The organism is Rhodanobacter sp. UC4438_H5, from assembly GCF_052978405.1.
Genome location: NZ_CM129672.1, coordinates 804377 through 829592 on the forward strand (window position 1 = coordinate 804377; position 25216 = coordinate 829592).

Annotated in this window: 25 protein-coding genes; 11 read left to right on the top strand and 14 right to left on the bottom strand. The window is 66.5% G+C overall.

Annotated elements, in window-relative coordinates; translation table 11 throughout:
• Positions 1-150 precede the first annotated feature (150 nt).
• Entirely contained in the window at positions 151-1752 is a 1602-nt protein-coding gene (locus ACVCL9_RS03650; RefSeq protein WP_447099078.1) for a tetratricopeptide repeat-containing sulfotransferase family protein, read from the top strand.
• A 113-nt stretch (positions 1753-1865) separates the two neighbouring features.
• On the opposite strand, the gene ACVCL9_RS03655 is transcribed toward ACVCL9_RS03650, so the two are convergent.
• The gene (locus tag ACVCL9_RS03655) at positions 1866-2711 is read right to left on the bottom strand and encodes a diguanylate cyclase domain-containing protein (RefSeq protein WP_395118054.1); all 846 of its coding nucleotides are present in this window, start codon (positions 2709-2711) and stop codon (positions 1866-1868) included.
• Positions 2712-2823: 112 nt separating this feature from the next.
• A complete protein-coding gene (locus tag ACVCL9_RS03660; RefSeq protein ID WP_395118056.1) occupies positions 2824-3180 on the bottom strand; it encodes a DUF1428 domain-containing protein in 357 nt (118 codons plus the stop codon).
• A gap of 136 nt (positions 3181-3316) precedes the next feature.
• Between ACVCL9_RS03660 and ACVCL9_RS03665 the strand changes: the two genes are divergently transcribed.
• The 3 genes from ACVCL9_RS03665 (at position 3317) to ACVCL9_RS03675 (ending at position 5355) form a co-directional block, all read left to right on the top strand.
• Positions 3317-3535: a hypothetical protein gene (locus ACVCL9_RS03665; protein WP_447099077.1), complete on the top strand. Its 219-nt coding sequence runs from the start codon at positions 3317-3319 to the stop codon at positions 3533-3535.
• Between the two features lie 211 nt (positions 3536-3746).
• Entirely contained in the window at positions 3747-4148 is a 402-nt protein-coding gene (locus tag ACVCL9_RS03670; protein WP_395118060.1) for a DUF6795 domain-containing protein, read from the top strand.
• A gap of 43 nt (positions 4149-4191) precedes the next feature.
• Positions 4192-5355 carry a lipase family protein gene (locus ACVCL9_RS03675; protein WP_447099076.1) on the top strand — a complete coding sequence of 388 codons (1164 nt, stop codon included), beginning with the start codon at positions 4192-4194 and terminating at the stop codon, positions 5353-5355.
• Positions 5356-5360: 5 nt separating this feature from the next.
• On the opposite strand, the gene ACVCL9_RS03680 is transcribed toward ACVCL9_RS03675, so the two are convergent.
• From ACVCL9_RS03680 to ACVCL9_RS03710, 7 genes are all read right to left on the bottom strand, one after another.
• Positions 5361-5924: a hypothetical protein gene (locus tag ACVCL9_RS03680; protein WP_447099075.1), complete on the bottom strand. Its 564-nt coding sequence runs from the start codon at positions 5922-5924 to the stop codon at positions 5361-5363.
• Positions 5925-5992: 68 nt separating this feature from the next.
• On the bottom strand, positions 5993-6520 hold the full coding sequence (gene msrA, locus ACVCL9_RS03685) for a peptide-methionine (S)-S-oxide reductase MsrA (RefSeq protein ID WP_395118066.1): 528 nt from the start codon (positions 6518-6520) through the stop codon (positions 5993-5995).
• Positions 6517-6975: a peptide-methionine (R)-S-oxide reductase MsrB gene (gene msrB, locus ACVCL9_RS03690; protein ID WP_395118068.1), complete on the bottom strand. Its 459-nt coding sequence runs from the start codon at positions 6973-6975 to the stop codon at positions 6517-6519. Before msrB ends, msrA begins: the two co-directional genes overlap by 4 nt.
• A gap of 99 nt (positions 6976-7074) precedes the next feature.
• Positions 7075-7899, bottom strand: coding sequence for an NAD-dependent protein deacetylase (locus ACVCL9_RS03695; protein WP_447099074.1), 825 nt, complete (start codon positions 7897-7899; stop codon positions 7075-7077).
• Between the two features lie 85 nt (positions 7900-7984).
• Positions 7985-9577, bottom strand: a complete 1593-nt coding sequence (ahpF, locus tag ACVCL9_RS03700; protein ID WP_447099073.1) for an alkyl hydroperoxide reductase subunit F — start codon at positions 9575-9577, stop codon at positions 7985-7987.
• 179 nt (positions 9578-9756) lie between these two features.
• Positions 9757-10320, bottom strand: coding sequence for an alkyl hydroperoxide reductase subunit C (gene ahpC / locus ACVCL9_RS03705; RefSeq protein ID WP_395118074.1), 564 nt, complete (start codon positions 10318-10320; stop codon positions 9757-9759).
• Positions 10321-10494: 174 nt separating this feature from the next.
• The gene (locus ACVCL9_RS03710) at positions 10495-11814 is read right to left on the bottom strand and encodes a dicarboxylate/amino acid:cation symporter (RefSeq protein ID WP_447099072.1); all 1320 of its coding nucleotides are present in this window, start codon (positions 11812-11814) and stop codon (positions 10495-10497) included.
• Positions 11815-11967: 153 nt separating this feature from the next.
• Here ACVCL9_RS03710 and prpB point away from each other — a divergent pair, with 153 nt between their 5' ends.
• From prpB to prpC, 3 genes are read left to right on the top strand one after another with little or no spacing between them, the layout of a single operon-like run.
• The gene (gene prpB / locus ACVCL9_RS03715; RefSeq protein WP_447099071.1) at positions 11968-12858 is read left to right on the top strand and encodes a methylisocitrate lyase; all 891 of its coding nucleotides are present in this window, start codon (positions 11968-11970) and stop codon (positions 12856-12858) included.
• Positions 12859-12862: 4 nt separating this feature from the next.
• Positions 12863-13456: a hypothetical protein gene (locus tag ACVCL9_RS03720; RefSeq protein WP_447099070.1), complete on the top strand. Its 594-nt coding sequence runs from the start codon at positions 12863-12865 to the stop codon at positions 13454-13456.
• Between the two features lie 13 nt (positions 13457-13469).
• The gene (prpC, locus tag ACVCL9_RS03725; protein WP_447099069.1) at positions 13470-14621 is read left to right on the top strand and encodes a bifunctional 2-methylcitrate synthase/citrate synthase; all 1152 of its coding nucleotides are present in this window, start codon (positions 13470-13472) and stop codon (positions 14619-14621) included.
• Between the two features lie 66 nt (positions 14622-14687).
• On the opposite strand, the gene ACVCL9_RS03730 is transcribed toward prpC, so the two are convergent.
• The 3 genes from ACVCL9_RS03730 to ACVCL9_RS03740 all read right to left on the bottom strand — a co-directional run bounded on the left by ACVCL9_RS03730 (position 14688) and on the right by ACVCL9_RS03740 (position 16311).
• The gene (locus ACVCL9_RS03730; RefSeq protein WP_395118082.1) at positions 14688-14900 is read right to left on the bottom strand and encodes a helix-turn-helix domain-containing protein; all 213 of its coding nucleotides are present in this window, start codon (positions 14898-14900) and stop codon (positions 14688-14690) included.
• Positions 14900-15481, bottom strand: coding sequence for a hypothetical protein (locus ACVCL9_RS03735; protein WP_447099068.1), 582 nt, complete (start codon positions 15479-15481; stop codon positions 14900-14902). The genes ACVCL9_RS03730 and ACVCL9_RS03735 overlap by 1 nt, the downstream gene beginning before the upstream one ends.
• A 140-nt stretch (positions 15482-15621) precedes the next feature.
• Positions 15622-16311: a TerC family protein gene (locus ACVCL9_RS03740; protein ID WP_447099067.1), complete on the bottom strand. Its 690-nt coding sequence runs from the start codon at positions 16309-16311 to the stop codon at positions 15622-15624.
• A gap of 274 nt (positions 16312-16585) precedes the next feature.
• Between ACVCL9_RS03740 and ACVCL9_RS03745 the strand changes: the two genes are divergently transcribed.
• The 3 genes from ACVCL9_RS03745 (at position 16586) to ACVCL9_RS03755 (ending at position 20385) form a co-directional block, all read left to right on the top strand.
• Complete coding sequence (locus tag ACVCL9_RS03745) at positions 16586-18037, top strand: bifunctional 2-methylcitrate dehydratase/aconitate hydratase (protein ID WP_447099066.1); 1452 nt, start codon at positions 16586-16588, stop codon at positions 18035-18037.
• 311 nt (positions 18038-18348) lie between these two features.
• Positions 18349-19503 (top strand): OmpA family protein, encoded by a 1155-nt coding sequence (locus tag ACVCL9_RS03750; RefSeq protein WP_395118089.1) that lies wholly within the window; start codon positions 18349-18351, stop codon positions 19501-19503.
• Positions 19504-19611: 108 nt separating this feature from the next.
• Positions 19612-20385 carry a pseudouridine synthase gene (locus tag ACVCL9_RS03755; RefSeq protein ID WP_447099460.1) on the top strand — a complete coding sequence of 258 codons (774 nt, stop codon included), beginning with the start codon at positions 19612-19614 and terminating at the stop codon, positions 20383-20385.
• 39 nt (positions 20386-20424) lie between these two features.
• Here ACVCL9_RS03755 and kbl read toward each other — a convergent pair whose 3' ends face one another.
• Both kbl and tdh read right to left on the bottom strand, forming a co-directional pair.
• The gene (kbl, locus tag ACVCL9_RS03760; protein ID WP_395118093.1) at positions 20425-21624 is read right to left on the bottom strand and encodes a glycine C-acetyltransferase; all 1200 of its coding nucleotides are present in this window, start codon (positions 21622-21624) and stop codon (positions 20425-20427) included.
• Between the two features lie 47 nt (positions 21625-21671).
• On the bottom strand, positions 21672-22706 hold the full coding sequence (gene tdh, locus ACVCL9_RS03765; protein ID WP_447099065.1) for an L-threonine 3-dehydrogenase: 1035 nt from the start codon (positions 22704-22706) through the stop codon (positions 21672-21674).
• Positions 22707-23023: 317 nt separating this feature from the next.
• Between tdh and ACVCL9_RS03770 the strand changes: the two genes are divergently transcribed.
• The gene (locus ACVCL9_RS03770; protein WP_447099064.1) at positions 23024-25186 is read left to right on the top strand and encodes a S46 family peptidase; all 2163 of its coding nucleotides are present in this window, start codon (positions 23024-23026) and stop codon (positions 25184-25186) included.
• Positions 25187-25216 lie beyond the last annotated feature (30 nt).

Here is a 25216-nt window from a genome sequence, read left to right on the forward strand (position 1 = left end):
GGCGGGCAGATCGACATCCCGCTATTCCGCCATGCGCGGCTGGCGACATCAGGCCATGTGCGTCGATGTGCCGTGGCAAACTGCACGGACTGCGGCCGGTTGCGGCCCGACGAGTGCGAGGTCGATCGTTTTGCATCCGGACGTTGTGCCATGAACAGTCATCTGGATACGGTGGCGTTTCCGCTCGGTCGCCGGGCGCGGCAATGGTTTGCCGAGCAGCAGTTCGACGCGGCGCGGGAGGCGCTGGAATCGCTGCTTCGGCAGGTCCCCGCCAACCCGTTCGTGCAGATGGATCTTGCGGCGGTGCTGCTGCGCTGTGGTCGCCTGGGCGACGCCGCGACCTTGATGCTCGATGTCGCGCAGTCCGACGATCCGCAGCCGTCGCTGGACATCCAGTTGGCGCGCGGGCTTTCCGCTGCCGGCGAGGTCGTCGCGACGCGATCCTGCCTGGATCGGCTGGAGCGGGCCGCGGATCTGCCGGCCATGCTGCTGGCCGAACAGGCCCATTTGCGCTGGGGCATGCGGGACATCCCCGCCGCGCGACGGATGATCGATCGCGCGGTCGCCGCAGGTGCCGACGCGCCGCGCGAACTCCATCTACAGGCCATGCTGCGGCAGTTCGCCGGCGAAACCGACGAAGCGGGCCGCCTCCTGGATGCCTGCCTGGATCGCTGGCCTGCCTTCGGCGATGCGGCGCTGGCGCGGGCCAACCTGCGTACGCAGACGGCGCAAACCCACCACCTCGATTTTCTGCGCCTGCAGCTGCAGCGGCTCCCGGCCGACGCCGGAGCTCCCGCGCAACTGGCCAATCGCGCCGCGTTCGAGGCGGCCGTGTTCAAGGAACTGGACGACCTGGGTCGATACGATGAGGCATGGCCAGCGATGCAGCGATGCAATGCGCTGATGCACCGGGTCAGGCCGTACGATGCGCAGGGCGAGACCGCGGTGGTGGACGTCTTGATCCGGGTTGCCGGTTCGCTGGGAAGGTCGGCGGCGCCGGGCGCGCAGCAGGAAGAAGGGCCGCAGCCGATCTTCATCGTCGGCATGCCGCGCTCCGGAACGACGCTGCTCGACCGCATGCTGTCCAGTCATTCGCAGGTGGCCTCGGCCGGCGAGATCATGGATTTCCCGCAACAGTTGCGCCGGGTCGCCGGGGTGGTCCCGCATGGCGCGGCAGGCACGCTGGCCGCGATCGAGCGCGGTGCGGAGCTGGACCTGGCCGATCTCGGTGCGCGCTATCTCGCGCAGACGCGCTGGCGGGCACCGGGGTGTCGCTACTTCATCGACAAGCTGCCGACCAACATACGCATGGTCGCCCACATCCGCCGCGCGTTGCCGCATGCGCGCATCGTGCACGTGGTGCGCGATCCGCTGGAGGTGTGCTTCTCGAACCTGAGCATGATGTTCGGGAACCGGGCGGCGTACAGCTACGACCAGCGTGCCATGGTTCATTACTACGGCCAGTACCGCCGCCTGGCGCGGCATTGGCAAACCACGATGCCCGATTCCATGATCGAAGTGGCCTATGCGGATCTCGTCCGCGAGCCGGGCGTCGCCTTGCGCAAGGTTCTCGACCATTGTGGTCTCGCGATGGAGGAAGCCTGCCTCCACCCGGAGCGGAACGCGGCGCCGGTGGCCACGCCCAGCGCCGCCCAGGTTCGCGAGCCGATCCACGGCCGGGGCAGCGGCCGCTGGCGCCCTTACGCGTCGCACCTGGACGTGTTGCGCGGGGCGGTGCTCGACATGGCGTGAGCTGCTGTGGCGCGGCGCGTATCGCGTCGCGAAGACGGGGCGGTGTTTCGAGGGCCTCGTGCGGCGCTTCGCGGCCTGCGCTTTTGCGACGCAGCCCGGCTTTCCGCCACGTGCTACTGGCGGCGCTTGGAGATGTACATCGCGCGGTCGGCGTGCGCCAGCAGCGCCTCGGCGTCGGTGCCGTCGCGGGGGTAGCAGGCGATGCCGATGCTGGCGTCGGGGCGGAACGGGCCGTCGGGCAGGGTGCAGGGCAAGCCGAGGCGGGCGCGCAGGTCGTCGGCGATGGTGCGGGCGGCCCGGCTGTCGCGGCAACCCGGCAGCAGCGCCACGAACTCGTCGCCGCCGACGCGCGCCACCAGGTCGCCCTGGCGCAGGCCCTGTTGCAGCCGCTGACCCACTTCGCGCAGCACGCGATCGCCGGTTGCGTGGCCGGCGCGGTCGTTGACTGCCTTGAATCCGTCGAGGTCGAGGTAGAGCACGGCCAGGCCAGAGCCGGTTTCCGCCGCGTTGGCGATGGCGTACTGCAGTTCGACGTGCAGGCGGTGACGGTTGGGCAGGCCGGTCAGCAGGTCGTGGGTGGCGCGATGTTCCAGTTCGCGCTCGTTGCGGCGCAGCTCGGTGACTTCGTGGGCCACGCCGATGCGCACGCCGTACTCCGGCAGCCAGCGTGCCGACCACTGGATGTCCACGCTGTGGCCGTCGCGGTGGATGTAGCGGTTGCGGAAGTGGCGTTGCAGTTCGCCGGCCATGACCTGTCCGGCTTGCCGCAAGGTGGCCTCGCGGTCTTCCGGATGCACCAGTTCGAAAATGCGCCGGCCGAGCACCTCGGCTGGTGCGTAGCCGAGTATCCGTTCGAAGCTCGCGTTGACGTAAAGCAGGCGTCCCTCCGCATCGACCACGCAGACCGCATCGGGCATCAGGTCCAGCACTTCGGCGAGCGGGGGAAGCTTGGCAATCATGGAGTGGCGCGCGGTCTTCGGGCATTACCGGTTGGCTTGCAGTATGGCCAACCGGGCAGGCCGAGGCTACCCGTCGAACCGCCGGGAACGGAAGGCGCGGGTTCGGCGGCACTCAGCCTGGCAGGCTGACCACCGGCACGAAGCCGCCGAAGATCATCCGCTTGCCGTCGAACGGGCAGTTGGCGGCTGCCTCCATGCGCGGGTCCTTCATGATCTTCTCCATGCCGGCGTCGCGGGTGGGCTTGTCGGGCCACTCGATCCAGGAGAACGCCACCGCTTCGTCCGGCTTCGCCTGCACCGCGCGGCGGAAATCGGTGAGCTTGCCGTCGGGCACGTCGTCACCCCAGCACTCCACGACGCGGAGGGCGCCGACCTCAAGGAAGATCGCGTCATAGGTGCGGGCGTGGGCGATGAACTGCGCGCGATTGGCCTCGGGTACGGCGATCACGAAACCGTCGATGTAGGACATGAGCGGACTCCTGCGGAGGACACGGCCGGGATGGCCGGTCTGCCATCGTGCGACGAACGAGCGGGCGCGGAATCGACGCCTGCGGCGAAGCGGGCCGATACAATCGGCGGACCACTTGCGACCGGGCAGCACGAGCATGCGCAGTTTCGACGATCTCCACGACGGGCACTGGCAGGCCGCGCTGCTGGACGCCTCGTATGGCAACGTGCGGCTGGTGTTCTCGCGCGCCGGCGCCGGCGAGATCCGTCAACTCGCCCTGCCGGCGGAGAACCTGCGCGTGGCCGAGGACGAGCTGGCCACGATGGACGATGCCCGGTTGCGCCAGCTGCTGGCCGAGTCCGAGCCGTGGGCGTAGCGCACGAGACGGCTCGATGCCGGGACGTCGAACCCTGCACTTTTTTTGCGGGCGGTTTGCCGGTACGGTTGGCGTTCGAGGGGGACAGGGCATGCTGATGCGGGCGGGAGAACCTGGCAAGGGGATGCGGCGGCGATTCTTGTCGCGGCCCGGCACGCTGGCCGTGGCGGCACTGTTCTTGTTGGCTTTCATTCTGTCCGAGGGGTGCGCCATGGGGTTGTCCAGTCCGCTGGTGCTGTTTTCCGAGGTGCATGGCACGGTGCTGAGCGGCGGCAAGCCGGTGCAGGGCGCCGAGCTGGTGCAGGAAGTGGTGTGGTCGGACAACAAGAACGACGTGCCGCCCGCACACACGCTCAGCGATGCGCAAGGCCGCTTCCACTTTCCGGTGGTGGAGCATCGCCCCGGCGTGCTGCGCGCGGTGCCGCACCAGCCGGTGGTGCTGCAGAAGATCACCATTCGCCACGAAGGCCGCGACTACACCGCCTGGCGGCACACCCGGAATTCCTACGAGCCGAATGCGGAGCTCGACGGCAAGCCGCTCAACCTGGAATGCGAGCTGACCCGCGCGCCCGATTTCGAGGGCACGCACTACGGTATCTGCAAGGCGATCTGAGCCGGAAGCTCAGTTGACTGGAAGCAAGCGGGGAGGGATGGGGATGTCGAATGACCTTTCACCGGCGCAGGCCGCCGAGATTGCGGACAGTGCGTACGCGTTGCGCCTGTCCACCGACATGGTGGATGCGGCGACCGCCGCGCCGACGGCGCGCGAGTCGTTCGACCTGCTGGGCGGCACGCGGCTGACCGGTTCGACCGGCCTGGGCAGCTCGCCGATCAGCCAGCGCACCGGCTTCGGCTACGTGGCGCGCGGCAGGAACGCGCGCGAACGCGAGCGCCTGGTCTCGATCCGCGGCACCTTCAAGACCAGCGCTTACGACTGGCTCAGCAACCTGCGCATGGCCGGCGTTTCCGGGCCGAGCGGCTACACCGTGCACGCCGGCTTCTGGGCCGCGGCGCAGACCCTGCTGCCGCAGATCCGCCAGGCGATCGGCTCACCCGCCGACGTCTCCACCATCCACGTGGTCGGCCACAGCCTCGGCGGCGCGATCGCCACGCTGGTGGCCGACAGCCTCGGCGACCTCGGCTGCAAGCTGCAGCTGTACACCTTCGGCGCGCCGCGGGCGGGGGTCGAGTTGCATGCGCAGTACCTTACCCGACGGCTGGGCGCCGACGCGATCCACCGGGTCTACCACGACACCGACCTGGTGCCGATGGTGCCGGTCTATCCGTACAGCCACGTGCCCTGGCGCGATACCGCCTACCGCATGAAGGGGCCGGGCAAGCTGGTGTCCATCGAGGCGCACCTGATGCCGCAATACCGTCGCTCGGTCGGCGACGCCACCTGGCGGGCGCTGCCGGTGCTGCAGGAAGGGCCGGACAGCTTCGAACAGGCCGAAGCCTGGCTGGGCATGGCCGCCGCGGTCGGCGGGCCAGGCATGATGCTGTCGGCGACCGCGCTGCGCTGGATCCTCCGCGCGCTGGACTGGATACTCTCCGCGCTGGGCCACGGCGCGGGCCTGGCGGTGCTGGGTGGCGCCACCATCCTGGACACGCTGGCGCGGCTGCTCTACTCCGGCGCGCTGCAGTCGCTGCGACTGGCGGCGATGATCCGCAACCTCATCACCGCGATCATGCGTTTCATGGGCCGCGCCGTGGCAGCCACGGTCAACATCACCGTGGCCTTTGTGGAGTACGTGCTGGGCATGCTGTTTCGCGTGGTGTCCACGATGGCCCGGCAGGCAGTGGATGTGCTGCTGCGCTGAAGCGGTCAGCGGAGGTGGGCGAACAGCATCGCGATATAGGCGCCCATCAGCGTGGCGCTGAAGACCACCAGCGCCTTGTGCAGCCACTCGCGCGAGGTCCACGCGCCCAGCAGTGAGCCGGCAATGAAAATCAGCTGGAAGCCTGCATCCAGCGTCCGGGGCAGGGCGCCGTGGAGCATCCGGCTCTTGCCGAGGCTGATCACCAGCAGCAGCACCAGCAAGGTATAGAACCAGCGGTGGTTGGCGTAGTAATGCCGGCGCAGGTCGACCGGTTCACCCGCGGTGATGTCCGGCAGGACCAGCCCGGCCAGCAGGTACAACGGCACGGTTTGCGCCAGCAGCACGGAGAAGCCGAGGAAACTCCAGTCCTGGCGCAGGCGCAGGTCGTACATGGCCCACCAGACTTGCACGTCGAGTACCAGCAGCAAGATGGCCCACGCCAGCGAAGGCCAGTACATCGTGGCGCTGGAGCGCGCCAGCATCAGGCCGCGCAGACCCTGCAACACCTGGGTGATCGCCAGGCCCACGATGATCGAGAGCAAAACGGACAGGTAGCTGAAAGCATCCATGTTCGATCCGGGCCGGTGTGGATTTGCGCAAACGCACTTTGCCCGAGCAGCTCGGCTCGCGCCAGCGATCAGCCGGCTTGCCCGGTTTCTCCGCCGCGATGCGGCAGCTTCCAGTCCGGCCGGATGAAGTGGCAGGTGTAGCCGCCGGGGTAATGCTGCAGGTAGTCCTGGTGCTCGGGTTCGGCCTCCCAGAAATCGCCGGCGGGGGCGAGTTCGGTCACTACCTTGCCCGGCCACAGGCCACTGGCCTCGACATCGGCGATGGTGTCGAGGGCCACCTGCCGCTGCGCCTCGCTGGTATGGAAGATCGCCGAGCGATAGCTGCTGCCGCGGTCGTTGCCCTGGCGATTCGGCGTGGTCGGGTCGTGGATCTGGAAGAAGAACTCCAGCAGCCGGCGATAGCTGATCCGCGCGGGATCGAAGATGATCTCGATCGCCTCGGCGTGGTTGCCGTGATGACGGTAGGTGGCGTTCGGCACGTCACCACCGGAATAGCCCACGCGGGTAGACAGCACGCCGGGCTGCCGGCGGATCAATTCCTGCATGCCCCAGAAGCAGCCACCGGCCAGGAGCGCGCGTTCGCTGGTCGGGTTCATGCGTCGTCCCTCGCGTGGTCGAACAGGTGGAGAAACTCGCCGTAGCCCTCTTTCTCCAGCTGTTCCAGCGGAATGAAGCGCAGCGAGGCAGAGTTGATGCAGTAGCGCAAGCCGCCACTGGCGCGCGGGCCATCGGGGAAGACGTGGCCCAGGTGGCTGTCGCCGTCGCGCGAGCGCACCTCGGTGCGGAGCATGCCATGGCTGGTGTCGTGCTTCTCCACCACGCGCTCGCCCTGCACGGGGCGGGTAAAGCTGGGCCAGCCGCAGCTGCTGTCGAACTTGTCCAGCGAGCTGAACAGCGGTTCGCCGGAAACGATGTCGACGTACAGGCCGGGCGCGGCGTGCGCGTTGTAGAGATTGTCGAACGGGCGCTCGGTGGCGGCCTCCTGGGTGACCCGGTATTGCTCGGGCGTGAGCCGGGCTAGCGCTTCGGCGGTCTTGCGGTATTTCGACATGGGAGCCTCCGGGGATGGTCGACCTGCACGCCGGCGCGCAGCGGGCGTTGCTGACTACATGGGGTTCGTCGGAGGCGTGCCAAGGTTACTCCCCGGCGATCAGATGACGGCCAGCGGTTCGGCGTCCAGCACGAACGCCAGGGCATCGCTGCAACGCGCGTCGACCTTCAGGCTGAGCAGCGCATCGGCGCGCGTGCGGCCGAGCGTCACCGCCGCCACCGGCTTGCCGGCCCTCGCCGCGGCCTGCACGAAACGGTAGCCGGAATAGACCATCAGCGAGGAGCCGACCACCAGCACGCCACCCGATGCGTCGAGCGCCTGCGTGGCCGCTTCCACGCGCCCGCGCGGCACGCCCTCGCCGAAGAACACCACGTCCGGCTTCACGATGCTGCCGCAGCGAGGGCACGGCGGCACGGCGAAGCGGGTGAAGTCCTGGCCGTCCAGGTCCGCGTCGCCATCGGGGGCGATGGTGGCGTCGAGGTGTTGCCAGGCCGGGTTGCTTTCGACCAGCTGCTGCTGGAATGCATCGCGCGGCAGGCGCCAGTCGCAGGCCATGCAGCGCACTTCGTCGAGCCTGCCGTGCAGGTCGACCACGCGCTCGCTGCCGGCGCGCTGGTGCAGGCGATCGACGTTCTGGGTGACCAGCAGCTCGATGTGCCCGCGTCGCTCCAGTTGCGCCAGGGCCAGGTGCGCAGGATTCGGGCGCGCCTGGCCGAAGTGCGGCCAGCCGATCAGGCTGCGCGCCCAGTAGCGCTGGCGCGTGGCGTGTTCGTGCATGAAGGCCTGCAGCGTCACCGGCGGGGGGCGCTTCCACTCGCCCTCGCGGTCGCGGTAGTCGGGAATGCCGGAGTCGGTGCTGACACCGGCGCCGGTCAGCACGAACAACCGCGGGTGGGCCTCGATGAATTGCTGCAGCGGAGTCATGTCTTGCGAGCCGGGTGACGCGCCGAAAGCGGCCGCCCGAGCATAGCCGCCCCGCGGCGCTTGCCGCGGGTGCCCTCAGCGATGGTCAGGCTGCCACCGCCTCGGGTTCGACCGCCGCCGCCACGGGGCTGCGGATGATGTGGTCGAACGCGCTCAGCGCGGCGGTGGAACCGGCGCCCATCGCGATCACGATCTGCTTGTACGGCACCGTGGTGGCGTCGCCGGCGGCGAACACGCCGGGCATGGAGGTCTGGCCGCGTTCGTCGATGACGATCTCGCCGCGGGGCGAGAGTTCCAGCGTGCCCTTCAGCCACTCGGTGTTCGGCAGCAGGCCGATCTGCACGAAGATGCCCTCCAGTTCGAGCGTGTGCATCTCATCGCTGACGCGGTCCTTGTAGACCAGCGCGCTGACCTTCTGTCCGTCGCCCAGCACCTCGGTGGTGAGCGCGCTGACGATGATGTCCACATTGGGCAGGCTGCGCAGCTTGCGTTGCAGGACGTCATCCGCGCGCAGCTTGCTGTCGAACTCGATCAACGTGACGTGGCTGACGACGCCGGCCAGGTCGATCGCCGCCTCGACGCCGGAGTTGCCGCCGCCGATCACCGCCACGCGCTTGCCCTTGAACAGCGGGCCGTCGCAGTGCGGGCAGTAGGCCACGCCCTTGTTGCGATACTGGTCCTCGCCGGGCACGCCCATCTGCCGCCAGCGCGCGCCGGTGGCCAGGATCACCGTCTTCGACTTCAGCGTGGCGCCATTGGCCAGTTGCACCTCGACCAGACCGCCGGGTGCGGTCGCGGGCACCAGCTTCTCGGCGCGTTGCAGGTTCATGAGATCCACGTCGTAGTTCTTGACGTGTTGCTCCAGCGCCGCGCCCATTTTCGGGCCTTCGGTGTAGTCGACCGAGACGAAGTTCTCGATCGCCATGGTGTCCAGCACCTGGCCACCGAAGCGCTCGGCCGCCACGCCGGTGCGGATGCCCTTGCGCGCGGCGTAGATTGCCGCTGCGGCACCGGCCGGTCCGCCACCCACCACGAGCACGTCGAACGCGTCCTTGGTCTTGATCTTCTCCGCTTCGCGGGCGCTGGAGCCGGTGTCGATCCTGGCCAGGATCTGCTCCAGGCTCATGCGGCCCTGGTCGAACAGCTCGCCGTTGAGGAACACGGTGGGCACCGACATCACCTGGCGCGTCTCGACCTCGTCCTGGTACAGCGCGCCGTCGATGGCGACGTGCTGGATGTTCGGATTGAGCACGCTCATCAGGTTCAGCGCCTGCACCACGTCGGGGCAGTTCTGGCAGGAGAGCGAGAAATAGGTCTCGAACCTGTATTCGCCATCGAGGCTGCGCACCTGCTCGATCAGCTCGGCCGCCGCCTTGGACGGATGTCCGCCGACCTGCAGCAGGGCCAGTACGAGCGAGGTGAATTCGTGGCCCATCGGGATGCCGGCGAAGCGCACGCCGATGTCGGTGCCAACGCGGTTGATCGCGAACGAGGGCTTGCGTGCTTCGCTGTCGTCGCGGCGCAGGCTGATCTTGTCCGACAACGTCGCGATCTCCCGCAGCAACTCGTCCAGCTCGCGCGACTTGGCGCCGTCATCCAGCGCTGCGACCAGCTCGATCGGTTGCGTCAGCTTTTCCAGGTAGGACTTCAGTTGGGTCTTGAGGGCTTCGTCGAGCATGGCGAACACTCCGAAACGGATAAGGGGGATGCGGGAGGCTTGTGGCAGCGGCCGGCGCCATGGGGAGGGCCGACCTGACGGAGGGGGGCAGGCCGGACGCAGGCCGCTGGCACAAGCATCCTGTGCGGAGCCCGGGCGCACCGCGGCGCCCGGGTCCGTGACATCGTTGCAGCGAAAACTCAGATCTTGCCGACCAGGTCCAGCGACGGCGCGAGGGTCTTCTCGCCTTCCTTCCACTTGGCCGGGCAGACCTCGTTCGGATGGGCGGCGACGTACTGCGCGGCCTTGACCTTGCGCAGCAGTTCGGACGCGTCGCGGCCGATGCCGCCAGCGGTGATCTCGACGATCTGGATCTTGCCCGCGGGATCGATCACGAAGGTGCCGCGATCGGCGATGCCGTCGGCCTCGATCAGCACGTCGAAGTTGCGCGAGATCTGGTGGGTGGGGTCGCCGACCATGGTGTAGTTGATCTTCTTCACCGCGTCGGAGGTGTCGTGCCACGCCTTGTGCGCGAAATGGGTGTCGGTGGAGACCGAGTAGATCTCGACGCCCAGCTTCTGGAATTCGGCGTAGTTGTCGGCCAGGTCCTCCAGCTCGGTCGGGCAGACGAAGGTGAAGTCGGCCGGATAGAAGAACACCACCGACCACTTGCCCTTCAGGTCGGCTTCGCTGACTTCGATGAACTTGCCGGCCTTGAGGGCCTGGGCCTTGAACGGTTTCACTTCGGTGTTGATCAGGGACATCTGCTTGGCTTCCCGTGGTGGTTGGACAACGAAAGGAATGCTACGAGCCCGTCGCCAATTTATCTAATTGATTGTTGGCATGGGTTTGATTGGCTGTAGCTATCGGCTTGACGGTACTGTGCAGATGCGGGCGAAGCAGCCGGCTTCAAGCCCTTCGAGCCGCAGCGGACGGGCTTACGGGCCCGTCGTCGCGAAACGGTCGCGCAGCTGGTTGTCCACCACCGTGGCGGTAACGATGTCGCTGCCCACGTTCACCGTCGTGCGCATCATGTCGAGCACGCGATCGACGCCGATGATGATGCCGATGCCCTCGGGCGGGATGCCGAAGGTGGCCAGCAGGCCGGCGATCATCGGCAGCGACCCGCCGGGAATGCCGGCCACGGCCACCGCGCTCAGCACCGACAACAGCATCAGGATGGCCTGGTGGGTCAGGCTGAGTTCCACGCCGAACGCCTGCGCCACGAACAGCACCACGCAGCCCTCGAACAGGGCGGTGCCGCTCATGTTCATGGTCGCGCCCAGCGGCAGCACGAAGCCGGCGGTGCTGGGGTTTAGCTTCAGTTCCTCCTGCGCCACCGCCAGCGAAGCGGGCAGGCAGGCGTTGCTGGAGCTGGTGGAGAAGGCGGTGATCAGCAGGGCGCGAATCTGCCGGAAGTACACCAGCGGCGAGCGCTTCGCCAGGAAGCGCAGCCACAGCGACATGGTGCCGAACAGGTGCAGCGCCAGTGCCACGGTGCAGCCGATCACGAATACCGACAGCGCCAGCAGTACATCCACGCCGACCTTGACGATCACGCTGTAGATCATCGCCGGCACCGCGTACGGCGCCAGCTCCAGCGCAAAGCCGACGATCCTGGTCATCAGGTCGGTGATGGTGTCCAGCGCCACCTGCACGCGCTTGCGCTCCTTCTCGCGCAACTGGGTGGCGGCGGCGCCTACCAGGATTGCGAACAGGATCAGCGGCAGCACGTCGCCGAGCGCATTGCGGCTGGGACCGGCCACCGCGCCGACCAGGTTGCGCGGCATGAACATCTCCACCAGCGTGCCGAAGCTCATGCTCGGCTGGGCCGCCCTGGTGTCGATCGTCTTCTGCGCACTGCTGCCGTACTCCTGCATCAGCTGGGCGCGCGCCTGCTCGTCCAGGTGATGGCCGGGCTGCACGGTGTTCATCATCACCAGGCCGATCGCCACGGCGATGCCCATGTTGAGGAAGAACAGCAGGAACGTACGTCCGGCGAGCGGGCCGAGCCGGTCCAGTCGGCCGAGCTGGGCCACGCCCGAGGCCAGCGAGCTGAACACCAGCGGGATCACCACGAAGAACAGCATGCGCAGGAAGATCTGCCCGAACGGGTCGAACACGGCCCCGGAAATCTTCTGCATCAACGCCAGGGTGGGCGGATGCCACTGGCCGATGCCGAGCGTGACCACGGCGGCAACCACGCCGATCACCAGGCCCCAGAGGATGCGTTTCGCGAGAGGAGTCGATGTGCTCATCGGACCGAATGTACGGGGCCGTGGCGGATTCGTCACGCGAGAAATTGCGATCGGCTGCCGGGCTGGTGCCCGCGGCCGGCGCGGGGGTGCCAGAAGGTCCAATCCCGGCCGTTGGCGCGGTGGGCTAAAATGGGCGTTTTCACGGGAGGCCACATGACAAAGTCAGCATCCCCGGGTGCCCGTTTTCGCGCAGCTGTCGCCGCCGAGCAGCCGCTGCAGGTCATGGGCGCGATCACCGCCTACGCCGGCCTGATGGCCAAACGCGTGGGCTACCAGGCGCTGTATCTGTCCGGCGGCGGCGTGGCCGCCAATTCGCTGGGCATGCCGGACCTGGGCATCTCGACGATGGAGGACGTGCTCACCGACGCGCGCCGCATCGTCGATGCCACCGGCCTGCCGCTGCTGGTCGACATCGATACGGGCTGGGGCGGGGCGTTCAACATTGCGCGCACGATCCGCTCGTTCGAGCGCGTCGGCGTGGCGGCGGTGCACATGGAGGACCAGGTCGGCCAGAAGCGTTGCGGTCACCGTCCGGGCAAGGAAGTGGTGTCGAAGGACGAGATGGTCGATCGGGTGAAGGCCGCGGTCGATGCACGTACCGATCCGGGCTTCGTGATCATGGCGCGCACCGACGCGGCGGCGGTAGAGGGCATCGATTCCGCGATCGAGCGCGCGGTGGCCTATGTCGAGGCCGGCGCCGACATGATCTTCCCCGAGGCGATGAAGACGCTGGCCGACTACCGCCAGTTCAAGGCGGCGGTGAAGGTGCCGATCCTGGCCAACCTCACCGAGTTCGGCTCCACCCCGTTCTTCACCACCGACGAACTGCGCGACGCCGGCGTGGACATCGCGCTGTATTGCTGCGGTGCCTACCGGGCGATGAACAAGGCCGCGCTCAACTTCTACGAAACGGTGCGTCGCGAAGGTACCCAGAAGAACATCATCGACACCCTGCAGACGCGCGAGGAACTGTACGACTTCCTCGGCTACCACGCCTACGAGGACAAGCTGGACGAATTGTTTGCCGGCGGCCAAAAGGCCTGAGCGCATGTCCGAACAACTGTCCCCCGTGAAAGCGACGCCGCCGGAACGGCGCGATTACTGGGATGCGCTAGGCGTGGCCATCGCCTCGCTGGTCGGCCTGCTGGCCTTGGTGGTGGCCGCTTATACCGCCTACATCCAGCGCCAGCAGGTGCGCGCGCAGGTGTGGCCGTATCTGACCAGCGGCAACAACGACCTGGCCCAGACCCTGACCGTCAGCAACAAGGGTGTCGGGCCTGCGCTCGTGCGCAGTGTGCAGGTCACTGTCGATGGCAAGCCGCAGGTCGACTGGGACCACGTGCTGGGCGCTCTGGGCATGCAGCCGCACGACTACATCATGACGACCATCAACCATGGCGTGTTGAGCCCGGGCGAGGATCTGCAGGCGATCCGTTTCCCAGACAAGCAACTGTGGCAACAGTTCCACGACGCTACCTCGGGGCGCATGGCGATCGACATATGTTTTTGTTCGACGCTGGGCGAGTGCTGGATATCCATCAATGAAAAGGTCATCGGCCCGAAGTCGATGCCATTGCAATTGCACGTGAAGCCGGTCGGACAGTGCCCGCGGCTATCGCCAGCTGAAACGTTCAACAATTGAGAGGAAGAATGCGATGAGCGACAACGCACAAGTTCTACCCAAGGCCAAGAAGTCCGTCGCCCTGTCCGGCGTGGCCGCGGGCAACACCGCGCTGTGCACGGTCGGCCGCAGCGGCAACGACCTGCATTACCGCGGCTACGACATCCACGACCTGGCCGCCAAGGGCTGCTTCGAGGAAGTCGCCTACCTGCTGGTGCACGGCGTGCTGCCGAACTGGACCGAGCTGCAGAACTACAAGGCCAAGCTGAAGCGCCTGCGCGGCCTGCCGGCACCGGTCAAGGCCGCGATGGAACTGCTTCCCGCATCGACCCACCCGATGGACGTACTGCGCACCGGCTGCTCGGTGCTCGGCACCGTGCTGCCGGAGAAGGACGACCACAACGTCACCGGCGCGCGCGACATCGCCGACCGCCTGATGGCCAGCTTCGGCTCGATGCTGCTGTACTGGTACCACTTCAGCCACAACGGCAAGCGCATCGAGGCCGAAACCGACGACGAATCGATCGCCGCGCACTTCCTGCACCTGCTGCACGGCCGCAAGCCGAGCGAGCTGCACGCGCAGGCGCTGGACAAGTCGCTGGTGCTGTACGCCGAGCACGAGTTCAACGCCAGCACGTTCAGTGCCCGCGTCATCGCCGGCACCGGCTCGGACCTGTACTCGGCGATCACCGGCGCGATCGGCGCGCTGCGCGGCCCGAAGCACGGCGGCGCGAACGAGGTGGCGATGGAGATCATCGCGCGCTACCGCAACGCGAACGATGCGGAAGCCGACATCCGTGCCCGCGTCGAGAAGAAGGAAATCATCATCGGCTTCGGCCACCCGGTCTACACCGTGTCCGACCCGCGCAACGAGATCATCAAGGAGATCTCGCGCAAGCTGTGCACCGATGGCGGCAACCCGACCCTGTTCGACGTCTCCGAACGCATCGAGAAGGTGATGGGCGAGCTGAAGAAGATGTTCCCCAACCTCGACTGGTTCTCGGCCAGCACCTACCACATGATGGGCGTGCCGACCGCCATGTTCACGCCGCTGTTCGTGATCGCGCGCACCGCCGGCTGGAGCGCGCACGTGATCGAGCAGCGTCAGGACGGCAAGATCATCCGCCCCAGCGCGAACTACACCGGGCCGGAAGACCTGGCCTACGTGCCGATCGACAAGCGCTAGGAAGCAGCAGGCAAGGTGGCGGGGAGCCAAACGGCTTCCCGCCTGCCTTGCGCCCGGGTCCGATTTTCAGGGCTCGTCGTCGACGTGGCGCAGCAGGTCGCCGGGCTGGCACGCCAGTGCCGTGCAGATCGCGTCGAGCGTGCTGAAGCGTACGCCTTTCACCTTGCCCTGCTTGAGCAGGGACAGGTTTGCTTCGGTGATGCCGACCGCCGCGGCCAGGTCCCTGGATTTCATCTTGCGCCGCGCCAGCATGACATCCAGTTCGATGATGATCGGCATCAGACGAACGCCCGGTTCTCCTCGGCGGCGCGTGCCCCCTCGCGCACCATTTCGGCCACCGCATAGGCGAGGATGGCGGCGGTGAGCGTGCCCAGGAAGCCGATGCCGAGGCTGAGCTGGTATTGCGGGATCTGGGTGGCGGCGACCAGCCCGGCGGCAAACCCTCCGATGAGGTTGACCAGCAAGGCGTGACCCAGCCACGAGAAGCACCGTGCGACGACAAGGTTCAGCGGCGACGGTGCGCGCAACGCCTTGCCCAGTCGGCGCAGGCACACGATCGGCGCCATCGCGGCCACCAGTGCCAGCAGCAGGGCCGCGGAAAGTACGGCGCCGTCGAACGAGGTTTTCGGCAGCAGGTGCCAGCGTTCAAGCAGTTGCTGCGCCGAGCCGGAGTCCATCCGGGTCATGCCGCTGACTTGCCAGAACAGGAGCGCCAGCAGCATGCAGCCGCCCACGGTACAGAAGGCGAGGATGCTGGCGAACGACATGATGTCGTTGGCACGCCGCTGGATGCGTGTCGTCCGCGCATGGGCGGGCTCGGCGGCGGGGCGAAGGGATTCGGTGCGGGCGGCAGACGACATGGGAGGTTCCTGGGCGGCAGATAGTTATCGTATTACGATAATTAATATCTGTGCAAGAACATCGGGCCGTGCGCGACAGCGCGCTGTCGCCTTGGTTGAATCGCGTAAGGTCCGGAGAAGGCCGGCCGGCGAGGCCGCGCCTATGCGCCGGCTTGCCGCAGTCGCCGCCGGCGACGCTGGACCAGCCAGCCGCCACCGCAAATGACCAGGATGGCCAGGACGTCGAGGCCATACGCGGCCCAGGCGTGGGCGTCGAACCACCCGCTGATCAACTGGTCGTGGGCGATCATGCGGCCGGCGGTGATCGCAATCGCGGCGGCGCCGATGTACATGATGATCGGGAAGCGGTCGATCAGCTTGAGGATCAGGGTCGAGCCCCATACCACCAGCGGCACGCTGACCAGCAGGCCGATGATGACCAGGCCCAGATGGCCCTTGGAGGCACCGGCGATCGCCAACACGTTGTCCAGCCCCATCAACGCGTCGGCGACGATGATCGTGCGCAGTGCGCTCCAGAACGTGCTGCCGGCCTTGATGTCAGGGCCATCGTCGTCGCCGTGATTCAGCAGTTGCCAGGCAATCGGCAGCAGCAGCAGGCCGCCGGCGAGCATCAAGCCGGGCAGCTTGAGCAGGAACACCACGATGGCGGTGAGCGCGAAGCGCACGGCCACGGCGCCGAAGGTGCCCCAGAACACCGCCTTCTTCTGCAGATGCTTCGGCAGCCGGCTGGCGGCCATGGCGATGACGATGGCGTTGTCGCCGGCCAGCACGAGGTCGAGCAGGATGATGGTGAGCAGGCCAGAGAGAAAATCGGGAGCAGCGAGGGTCATCGGGGGTTCCATGCGCGTCGAACAATGCGGCAGCCATGGACGCGCGCGGCCCATGCCCGCCACAAAAGTCTTGTTCGCAGGATGACTGCCGGACGACCGGAGCGAAACCTCGCTCGTGCTGACGATCGTCGCATCGCGGAAGGTGGACTTGCCGCGAGAACTACTCCCTTCTGGGCTGGCGGCGATTGTCACGGCCCGGGCGCGGTGCGGTCAAGCAACGCGTTCGACGACAGTCGGCTAAAATGGCGGTTTTCCCTCGCCACGAGATCCCGCCATGAGTGCGCACGACATCCGTTCCGCCGTCCGTCCCGATCCCGACCAGCCGCTGGTTGATATCGCCGATTACGTGGTCGATCACCAGATCGATTCGCGGGAGGCCTACGACACTGCGCGCTACATGCTGCTGGACTCGCTGGCCACCGCCATGATGGCGATGAAGTTTCCGGAGTGCGTGAAGCACCTCGGCCCGCTGGTGCCGGGCGCCACGCTGCCGGGCGGTGCGCGCGTGCCGGGCACCAGCCACGAGCTGGACCCGGTGCAGGCGGCGTTCGCGATCGGCACGCAGATCCGCTGGCTGGATTTCAACGACACCTGGCTGGCGGCCGAATGGGGCCATCCGTCGGACAACCTCGGCAGCATCCTGGCCGTCGGCGACTACCTCAGCCGCAAGGCGGAGCGCGAAGGCGGCCAACCGCTGAGCGTGCGCGACGTGCTTGGCTACGCGATCAAGGCGCACGAGATCCAGGGCTGCTACGCGCTGCTGAACAGCTTCAACCGGGTCGGCCAGGACCACGTGATCCTCGTGCGACTGGCCTCCACCGCGGTGGCCACCGCGATGCTCGGTGGCAGCAAGGAACAGATCATCACCGCCGTGTCGCACAGCTGGATCGACAACGGCGCGTTGCGCACCTATCGCCATGCGCCGAACACCGGTCCGCGCAAGAGCTGGGCCGCCGGCGATGCCTGCCGTCGCGCGGTGACCCACGCGATCAATGCGGTGTATCGCGGCGTGGTCGGGTATCCGTCTGCGCTGTCGGCAAAGACCTGGGGCTTCTACGATGTGGCGTTCGGCGGCAAGCCGTTCGAGTTCGAGCGCCCGTTCGGCAGCTACGTGATGGAGAACGTGCTGTTCAAGATCAGCTATCCGGCCGAGTTTCATGCGCAGACTGCCGTGGAATGCGCCATGCAGTTGCATGGCGAGGTGGCCGGCAAGCTCGATCAGATCGAGAAGATCGTCATCGAGACGCAGGAAGCGGGTTGCCGCATCATCGACAAGACCGGCCCGCTGGCGAACTATGCCGATCGCGACCACTGCATCCAGTACATGGTCGCCGTGCCGCTGATCTTCGGCCGCCTGGTGGCCAGCGATTACAACGACGAGGTCGCCGCCGACCCGCGCATCGACGCACTGCGCGACAAAATGACGGTGGTGGAAAATACGCAGTTCACCCGCGACTATTTCGATCCGGCCAAGCGTTATATCGGCAATTCGGTGCAGGTATTCTTCAAGGACGGCAGCCATACCGGCAAAGTGTCCGTCGATTATCCGATCGGTCACCGCAAGCGCCGGGCCGAGGGCATTCCCGTCTTGCTGCAAAAATTCGAGGCGGCCATGCGCAGTCATCTGCCGGCCCATCGGGTCAAGGCGATCATGGATGCCACGCGCGATCCGGCGCACTTGGACTCCATGCCGCTGCATCAGTTCCTGGGTCTCTTCACATTGTAGGCACGTCCGTCATGGAACATTCGGTTCGGTCGGAGATGAACCACTGCGTGGCGGCGAGTCGTTTAGCCAGTTTCGCCGCTCTGTGAAGGGATTGGCCCGGCACGATCACTTACCTGAATGATGTTGCACCGAATGGTTGCGAAAGCGTACGCGACGCAACTGCTACTTAACGTTTTTGCTACAATGCGGGTCGCTTGTCCAGGACACGCCAAGCGCGGGCCGGTAGGGCCTTGAATCGAGTTAAGTTCTGACGTGCGACTTTCTGGTATGGGTCGAACGGACTCAAATTTTAATAATCGAGGAGACACCTGATGAAACGTAAGGGCTTGTATTTTCTGATCGCGCTCGCCCTGGGCGGCGTAGGTGCCGTTCATGCGCAGGACACGGCTGCGGCACCGGCCGATGCCTCGAGCAGTGAAACCGCCATCTCGTCCTATGACGGGCGCTGGTATATCGCGCCGACGGTGGGGGGCTACGTCAACGACACCGAGCGCGATACCAATAGCCGCCAGATCTACTACGGCCTGGGTTTTGGTCGCTTCTTCTCGCCCAACATGTCGCTCGATTTCTTCGTCGACCGCACGAAGCGCAAGATGGACAAGGGCCCGGCCCTTGGCGGCGGTCACAGCAGCGATTCCTGGGCCAGCACCAATGTCGGTGCGGCTGCCCGGTTCTATGCCGGTGACTGGAATGCATGGCGCCCCTACGGCATGGTCGGCGTGATGGGCAGCCATCACCAGAACAAGCTGGACAATGGCTGGGCGCCTGCTGCACAGATCGGCGGCGGCGTGTCCAAGATGGTCACCGACAGCACCAACATCCGGTTGGAAGCGGGCTATCGTTTCGACTGGGACAAGGACACCCATCCCGCCAACAGCAGCTATGGTGACTGGTTCCTCGGCTTGACCGTTGCCTCGCGCTTTGGTGCGCCTGCCGCCGCTCCGGCGCCGGTAGCGGCACCGGTTGCACCCGCGCCGGCCGACTGCTCCACCCAGGACAGCGACCAGGACGGCGTGAACGATTGCGAGGACAAGTGCCCTGCCACCGCCGCCGGCACCATCGTGGGCCCGGATGGTTGCGCGCAGAAGGTGGTGATCGACCTGCGTGGCGTGAACTTCAAGTTCGATCGTCCGAAGGCCGGTGAAACCGACATCTCCAAGTCGCTCGCCGAGCCGACGGCCGATTCGATCTCGGTGCTGAACCAGGCCGTCGACACCTTGCAGCGTTACCCGCAGGTGCACGTGACCGTGGCCGGCTACACCGACTCGAAGGGCACGGACGCATACAACCAGAAGCTGTCCGAGCGTCGCGCCTCGATCGTCTACAACTACCTGACCAGCCATGGCATCGATGCCAGCCGTCTGGAAGGCCCGATCGGCCACGGCGAGAGCAACCCCATCGGCGACAACGAAACCGATGCGGGCCGTGCGCAGAACCGTCGCACGGAGCTGCAGGTTCAGCAGTAAACGAACCGCGGTAGCTAACAGGAAAAAGCCCGGCTTCGGCCGGGCTTTTTTTGTCTTCGCCGGCGATGATTCTTGTTGCCCCGCGGCCCCGACCTATACGCTTGCACGATGTCCCGTCCTTCTTCCTTCCACCCGGCGCGCGCGACCGGGCCGACTCCGCCGTCGCGCTACGGGCTTGCCCGCGTGCTGTCCAAACTGGGTGTGTGCTCGCGCAGTCAGGCCGAGCAGTGGATTCGTGCGGGCCGGGTCAGTGTGGGCGGGCGGGTCGTCCGCGACCCCCAGCATCCGACCCTGATCGACCGCCAGGGGATCGCCATCGACGGCGAAGCCGTGGGCCGGGCCACGCCTGTCCACGTGGCCTTCAACAAGCCGCGCGGCATCGTGGTCAGCGCGGCCGACGAGCATGGTCGCGCGACGGTCTACACCGCGCTGGCGGCCGCCGGGCTGCCCTGGCTGGGTCCGGTCGGCCGGTTGGACAAGGCCAGCGAAGGACTGTTGCTGCTGAGCAACGACACCCGTTGGGCGGCTGCCATCACCGACCCGCTGACGCATCTGGAGAAGACTTATCACGTCCAGGTCGCGGGGCTGCCGGATGCTGCGGTGCTGGCCGCGATGCTGGCGGGCGTCGAGGATGCCGGTGAACGCCTGAAGGCGCGCCGCGTCACGCTGCTGCGTGCGGGCGCAAAGAATGCATGGCTCGAAGTGGTGCTGGACGAAGGCCGCAACCGACATATTCGTCGGCTGCTGGCGGCGCTGGGTTTCGACGTGATGCGGCTGATCCGGGTGGCGATCGGCCCGCTTGCGCTTGGCGAACTGGCGAAGGGCCAGTGGCGCCGGCTGGAAGAGCACGAGGTGCGTTCGCTGGCGGCGAAGCGGCCGTGATGGCGGCGCGGCCAGGCTGCGGCCGCACCAGCCTCGGTGTCAGCGCGGAATCACGCCCAGGGTTTGCCCGACCTTGGTGAAGGCTGCAATCGCCTGGTCGAGGTGTTCGCGGGTGTGCGCCGCGCTCATCTGCGCGCGGATGCGTGCCTGCCCCTGCGGCACGACCGGATAGAAGAATCCGGTGACATAGATGCCTTCCGCCAGCAGCGCGGCAGCCATCGCCTGCGCTTTGGGCGCGTCGTGGATCATCACCGGCACGATCGGGTGCACGCCCGGCTTGATGTCGAAGCCGGCGGCCGTCATCCGTTCGCGAAAATAGCGGGTGTTCTCCTTCAGCCTGTCGCGCAGATCGCCGGCGCTGGCCAGCATGTCGAATACCCTGATCGCCGCGGCCACCACGTGCGGCGGCAGCGAGTTGGAGAACAGGTAAGGGCGCGAACGCTGGCGCAGCAGTTCGACCACTTCCCGCGGCCCGGTGGTGAAACCGCCGAGCGCGCCGCCGAGGGCCTTGCCCAGCGTACCGGTGAAAATGTCGATCTTGTCCATCACGCCGTGCAATTCAGCCGAGCCGCGGCCGGTATCGCCGAGAATACCGGTGCAATGGCATTCATCGATGTGCACCATGGCATCGTACTTTGCGGCCAGCGCGGTGATCTCGTCGAGTTTGGCGATGAAACCGTCCATCGAGAACGCGCCATCGGTGGTGATGAGCTTGGTCCGCGCGCCGGCCGCGTCGGCCGCCTGCAACTGCTTCTCCAGGTCGGCCATGTCGCTGTTGGCGTAACGGTAGCGGGTGGCCTTGCACAGCCGCACGCCGTCGATGATCGACGCGTGGTTCAGGGCGTCGGAGATCACCGCGTCTTCCTCACCCAGCAGCGGCTCGAACAGGCCGCCGTTGGCGTCGAAGCAGGCGGCGTACAGGATGGTGTCCTCGGTGCCGAAGAATTCGGCGATCTTCGCCTCCAGTTCCTTGTGCAGATCCTGGGTGCCGCAGATGAAGCGCACGCTTGCCATGCCGAAACCGTGGCTGTCGAGCGCATCCTTGGCCGCCTGGATCACCGCCGGATGATCGGCCAGGCCGAGGTAGTTGTTGGCGCAGAAGTTCAGCACCTTGCGGCCGCCTTCCAGCTCGATCTCGGCAGACTGCGGCGAGATGATGATGCGCTCGGCCTTGAACAGGCCGTACTCGCGGATGGCCGCCAGTTCGGTGGCGTAACGTGCTTTCGCGGATGGAGTCATGGAATCTCCGGGTGCAGAAGTGTGTGGCGTGGAGGTTGCGGCGGTGCTCAGTTCCAGGAGCAGACGACCTTGCCGCACTGGCCGGCATCCATCAGGTCGAAGCCCTTCTGGAAGTCGTCGATGTGGATCTGGTGGGTGAGCACCTTCTGCAGCGGGAAGCCGGTCAGCACCATCTGGGTCATCTTGTACCAGGTCTCGTACATGCGCCGGCCGTAGATGCCCTGCAGGGTGAGGCCCTTGAAGATCACCTTGTCCCAGTCGATGCCGGCCCCCTTTGGCTGGATGCCGAGCAGGGCGATCTTGCCGCCGTGGTACATGCAGTCGAGCATGTCGTTGAAGGCACGCGGGTTGCCGCTCATCTCCATGCCCACGTCGAAGCCTTCCATGTGCAGGTCCTTCATCGCGTCCTTGAGCGAGGCGTTGGTCACGTTCACCACGCGGGTGGCGCCCATGTCGGCAGCGAGCTTCAGGCGGAAATCGTTCACGTCGGTGACGACGACGTTGCGCGCGCCCACGTGCTTGGCGATGCCGGCGGCGATGATGCCGATCGGGCCGGCGCCGGTAATCAGCACGTCCTCGCCGATCAGGTCGAACTCCAGCGCGCAATGCGCGGCATTGCCGTACGGATCGAAGAACGCGGCCAGTTCGGACGGAATCTGGTCAGGGATCGGCCACAGGTTGGATGCCGGCATGGCCATGTATTCGGCGAACGCGCCGTTGCGGTTCACGCCGATGCCCACCGTATTGGGACACAAGTGCTGGCGACCGGCGCGGCAATTGCGGCAGTGGCCGCAGACGATGTGGCCCTCGGCCGAGACGCGGTCGCCAACCTTGTAGCCGGTGACGCCCGGGCCGATCTCGACGATGCGGCCGACGAACTCGTGGCCGATGGTAAGACCCGGCTTGATGACGCGCTGGCTCCATTCGTCCCACTTGTAGATATGCAGATCCGTACCGCAGATCGCGGTTTTCTCGATCTTGATCAGCACCTCGTTGGGGCCGACCTCGGGCATCGGCACCTCTTCCATCCAGATGCCCTGTTCGGGCTTGCGCTTGACCAGGGCTTTCATTGTCTGCGGCATGGGAAATCCATCGGCTGGCCCGCGATGCGGGCGGTTAAACGTCAATTATAGAGCGCGGCGGCGCGTGACCGCTGTCCGTGCGAATTTTCCGGGTCGTGTGCGGTGCCTGGCGGCGCAAGTCACTGCGATGGCGCGGAAGGGACTTCGATGCGCTGGAAGCACCTGCGATCGCCTGCCCGGACGAGTATGCGTGCGCGCTGAATGTCGCAGGCATGACTTGCGGCATATGCCGCACTCGCCCGGCTCGGGCATAAGTCGAAAGTTATTGCGCCACTTTCGCCTGCTTCCCGGGGCCGGCTTTCACCAGGAGATTCCCTTTGCGCCGTCTATTGCTTGCTGCCGCCGTATCCGTCGGCTTCATCTCGTCCGCCCATGCCGTCGAAGGCATGTGGCAGCCCGCCCAGCTTCCCGGTATCGCCGCCACGCTGCAGCAGCACGGCCTGAAACTCGATCCGAAAACGCTGACCGACCTCACCGCCTACCCGATGGGCGCGATCGTCAGCCTGGGCGGCTGCACCGCCTCGTTCGTCTCCCCCGAGGGTCTGGTGGTGAGCAACCACCACTGCGTCTACGGCGCGCTGCAGCTGAACTCCACGCCGGAAAACAACCTGATCGAGAAGGGCTTCCTGGCGAAGACCCAGGCGGACGAGCTCTCCGCCGGCCCGTCCGCGCGGATCTTCGTCACCGAGGAAATCCGCGACGTCACGAAAGAGATCACCGCCAAGCTCACCGACGCGATGAGCGGCGCCGAGCGCTACAAGGCGATCGAGCTGGCGATCAAGGAGCAGGTCAAGGCGTGCGAGAGCGAAGGCTACCGCTGCGACGTCTACACCTTCCACGGCGGTTACAGCTATCAGCTGATCAGGCAACTGGAAATCAAGGACGTGCGCCTGGTCTACGCGCCGCCGGAATCCATCGGCAAGTTCGGCGGTGACGTCGACAACTGGATGTGGCCTCGCCACACCGGCGACTTCGGCTACCTGCGCGCCTATGTCTCGAAGGACGGCAAGTCCGCCGCCTTCTCGAAGGACAACGTGCCGTACCGGCCCAGGCATGTGCTCAAGGTGAACCCGCAGGGCGTGGAAGCCGGCGACTACGTGATGGTGGTCGGCTACCCGGGCCGCACCAACCGCTACCGTCTCGCCGACGAAGTGCAGAGCGCGATCGACTGGACGTACCCGACCCAGATCAAGGTGTACGAGGACACGCTGGACATCATCAACACCGCCGGCAAGGCCAATCCCGATGTGGCGGTGAAGTACGCCAGCATGGTCGCCGGTCTCAACAACTACCTGAAGAACTTCGGCGGCCAGCTCGAAGGCCTGCATCGTGCCGACGCGGTCACGGTGAAGCGCGCGCAGGAAGCGCAGCTGGAGGCCTGGCTGAAGCAGCAGGGCGGCGCCGATAACACCGCGCTGGCGGCCGATATCGGCAAGCTGCGCCAGCAGATCGCCGCCGACCGGGCCAATCGCGAACGCGACCTGGCCATCGGTCTGGTCAGCCGCGCCCAGCTGTTCGGCACCGCGGTGCGCCTGACCCACCTGGCGAAGGAGCGCCCGAAGGCCGATCTCGACCGCGACGCCGGCTACCAGCAGCGCGACTGGGTGCGCATCGAGGGCGGCCTGAAGCAGATGGATCGCCGCTACGACCCGGGCGTCGACCAGCAGTTCATGGTCTACGGCCTCAAGCGCTACGTGGCCTTGCCGCAGGCGCAGCGCCTGCCGGCGCTGGACAAGTGGCTCGATGGTGCAAGCACCGAGGCGGCGATCAAGGCGAAGGTTGCCGCGCTGTACGCCGGCAGCAAGCTCGGCAACGTCGACGAGCGCATGAAGTGGTTCGGCGCCGACAGCAAGGCGATCGACGCCAGCTCCGACAGCATGCTCAGGCTCGCTCGCGCGGTGCAGCCGCAGCTGAAGGCGCTGGAGGACGAATCCGATGCCCGCGCCGGCGAGATGAGCAAGCTGCGCCCGCGCTACATGCAGGCGATGATCGCGTGGAAGGACTCGCAGAAGCTGCCGGTCTACCCGGACGCGAACAGCTCGCTGCGCGTCACCTTCGGCAACGTGCAGGGCGTGGCGCCGCGTGATGGCGTGAGCTACGCGCCGTTCACCACCGCGCAGGGCATCGTCGAGAAGGACACCGGCATCGAGCCGTTCAACTCGCCCAAGGCCGAGCTGGTCGCGATCAAGGCCAAGGCGTTCGACAGCTATGCCTCGCCGAAGCTGGGCACGCTGCCGGTCAACTTCCTCGCCGACCTTGACATCACCGGCGGCAACTCCGGTTCGCCGGCGATGGACGCGAACGGCCAGCTGGTCGGCCTGGCGTTCGACGGCAACTGGGAGTCGGTCAGCGGCGACTGGCTGTTCAACCCGCAGCTCAACCGCTCGATCCAGGTCGACGTGCGCTACATGCTGTGGGTGATGCACCACCTCGACCACGCCGACAACCTGCTGAAGGAAATGGGCGTGCCGGCGAAGTAAGCCGCACATTCGTGCATGCATCAGGGCCCG

Bases quoted from the DNA above. Each gene is read 5' to 3' on its own strand.
- ACVCL9_RS03655 (WP_395118054.1), bottom strand. From the start codon at position 2,711: ATGATTGCCAAGCTTCCCCCGCTCGCCGAAGTGCTGGACCTGATGCCC.
- kbl (WP_395118093.1), bottom strand. From the start codon at position 21,624: ATGACTCCATCCGCGAAAGCACGTTACGCCACCGAACTGGCGGCCATC.
- ACVCL9_RS03720 (WP_447099070.1), top strand. From the start codon at position 12,863: ATGTCCGAACAACTGTCCCCCGTGAAAGCGACGCCGCCGGAACGGCGC.
- ACVCL9_RS03745 (WP_447099066.1), top strand. From the start codon at position 16,586: ATGAGTGCGCACGACATCCGTTCCGCCGTCCGTCCCGATCCCGACCAG.
- ACVCL9_RS03755 (WP_447099460.1), top strand. From the start codon at position 19,612: ATGTCCCGTCCTTCTTCCTTCCACCCGGCGCGCGCGACCGGGCCGACT.
- prpC (WP_447099069.1), top strand. From the start codon at position 13,470: ATGAGCGACAACGCACAAGTTCTACCCAAGGCCAAGAAGTCCGTCGCC.
- ACVCL9_RS03740 (WP_447099067.1), bottom strand. From the start codon at position 16,311: ATGACCCTCGCTGCTCCCGATTTTCTCTCTGGCCTGCTCACCATCATC.
- ACVCL9_RS03735 (WP_447099068.1), bottom strand. From the start codon at position 15,481: ATGTCGTCTGCCGCCCGCACCGAATCCCTTCGCCCCGCCGCCGAGCCC.
- tdh (WP_447099065.1), bottom strand. From the start codon at position 22,706: ATGCCGCAGACAATGAAAGCCCTGGTCAAGCGCAAGCCCGAACAGGGC.
- ACVCL9_RS03670 (WP_395118060.1), top strand. From the start codon at position 3,747: ATGGGGTTGTCCAGTCCGCTGGTGCTGTTTTCCGAGGTGCATGGCACG.
- ahpF (WP_447099073.1), bottom strand. From the start codon at position 9,577: ATGCTCGACGAAGCCCTCAAGACCCAACTGAAGTCCTACCTGGAAAAG.
- ACVCL9_RS03680 (WP_447099075.1), bottom strand. From the start codon at position 5,924: ATGGATGCTTTCAGCTACCTGTCCGTTTTGCTCTCGATCATCGTGGGC.
- ACVCL9_RS03660 (WP_395118056.1), bottom strand. From the start codon at position 3,180: ATGTCCTACATCGACGGTTTCGTGATCGCCGTACCCGAGGCCAATCGC.
- ahpC (WP_395118074.1), bottom strand. From the start codon at position 10,320: ATGTCCCTGATCAACACCGAAGTGAAACCGTTCAAGGCCCAGGCCCTC.
- ACVCL9_RS03695 (WP_447099074.1), bottom strand. From the start codon at position 7,899: ATGACTCCGCTGCAGCAATTCATCGAGGCCCACCCGCGGTTGTTCGTG.
- ACVCL9_RS03730 (WP_395118082.1), bottom strand. From the start codon at position 14,900: ATGCCGATCATCATCGAACTGGATGTCATGCTGGCGCGGCGCAAGATG.
- msrB (WP_395118068.1), bottom strand. From the start codon at position 6,975: ATGTCGAAATACCGCAAGACCGCCGAAGCGCTAGCCCGGCTCACGCCC.
- ACVCL9_RS03650 (WP_447099078.1), top strand. From the start codon at position 151: ATGAACAGTCATCTGGATACGGTGGCGTTTCCGCTCGGTCGCCGGGCG.
- msrA (WP_395118066.1), bottom strand. From the start codon at position 6,520: ATGAACCCGACCAGCGAACGCGCGCTCCTGGCCGGTGGCTGCTTCTGG.
- ACVCL9_RS03665 (WP_447099077.1), top strand. From the start codon at position 3,317: ATGCGCAGTTTCGACGATCTCCACGACGGGCACTGGCAGGCCGCGCTG.
- prpB (WP_447099071.1), top strand. From the start codon at position 11,968: ATGACAAAGTCAGCATCCCCGGGTGCCCGTTTTCGCGCAGCTGTCGCC.
- ACVCL9_RS03675 (WP_447099076.1), top strand. From the start codon at position 4,192: ATGTCGAATGACCTTTCACCGGCGCAGGCCGCCGAGATTGCGGACAGT.
- ACVCL9_RS03710 (WP_447099072.1), bottom strand. From the start codon at position 11,814: ATGAGCACATCGACTCCTCTCGCGAAACGCATCCTCTGGGGCCTGGTG.
- ACVCL9_RS03750 (WP_395118089.1), top strand. From the start codon at position 18,349: ATGAAACGTAAGGGCTTGTATTTTCTGATCGCGCTCGCCCTGGGCGGC.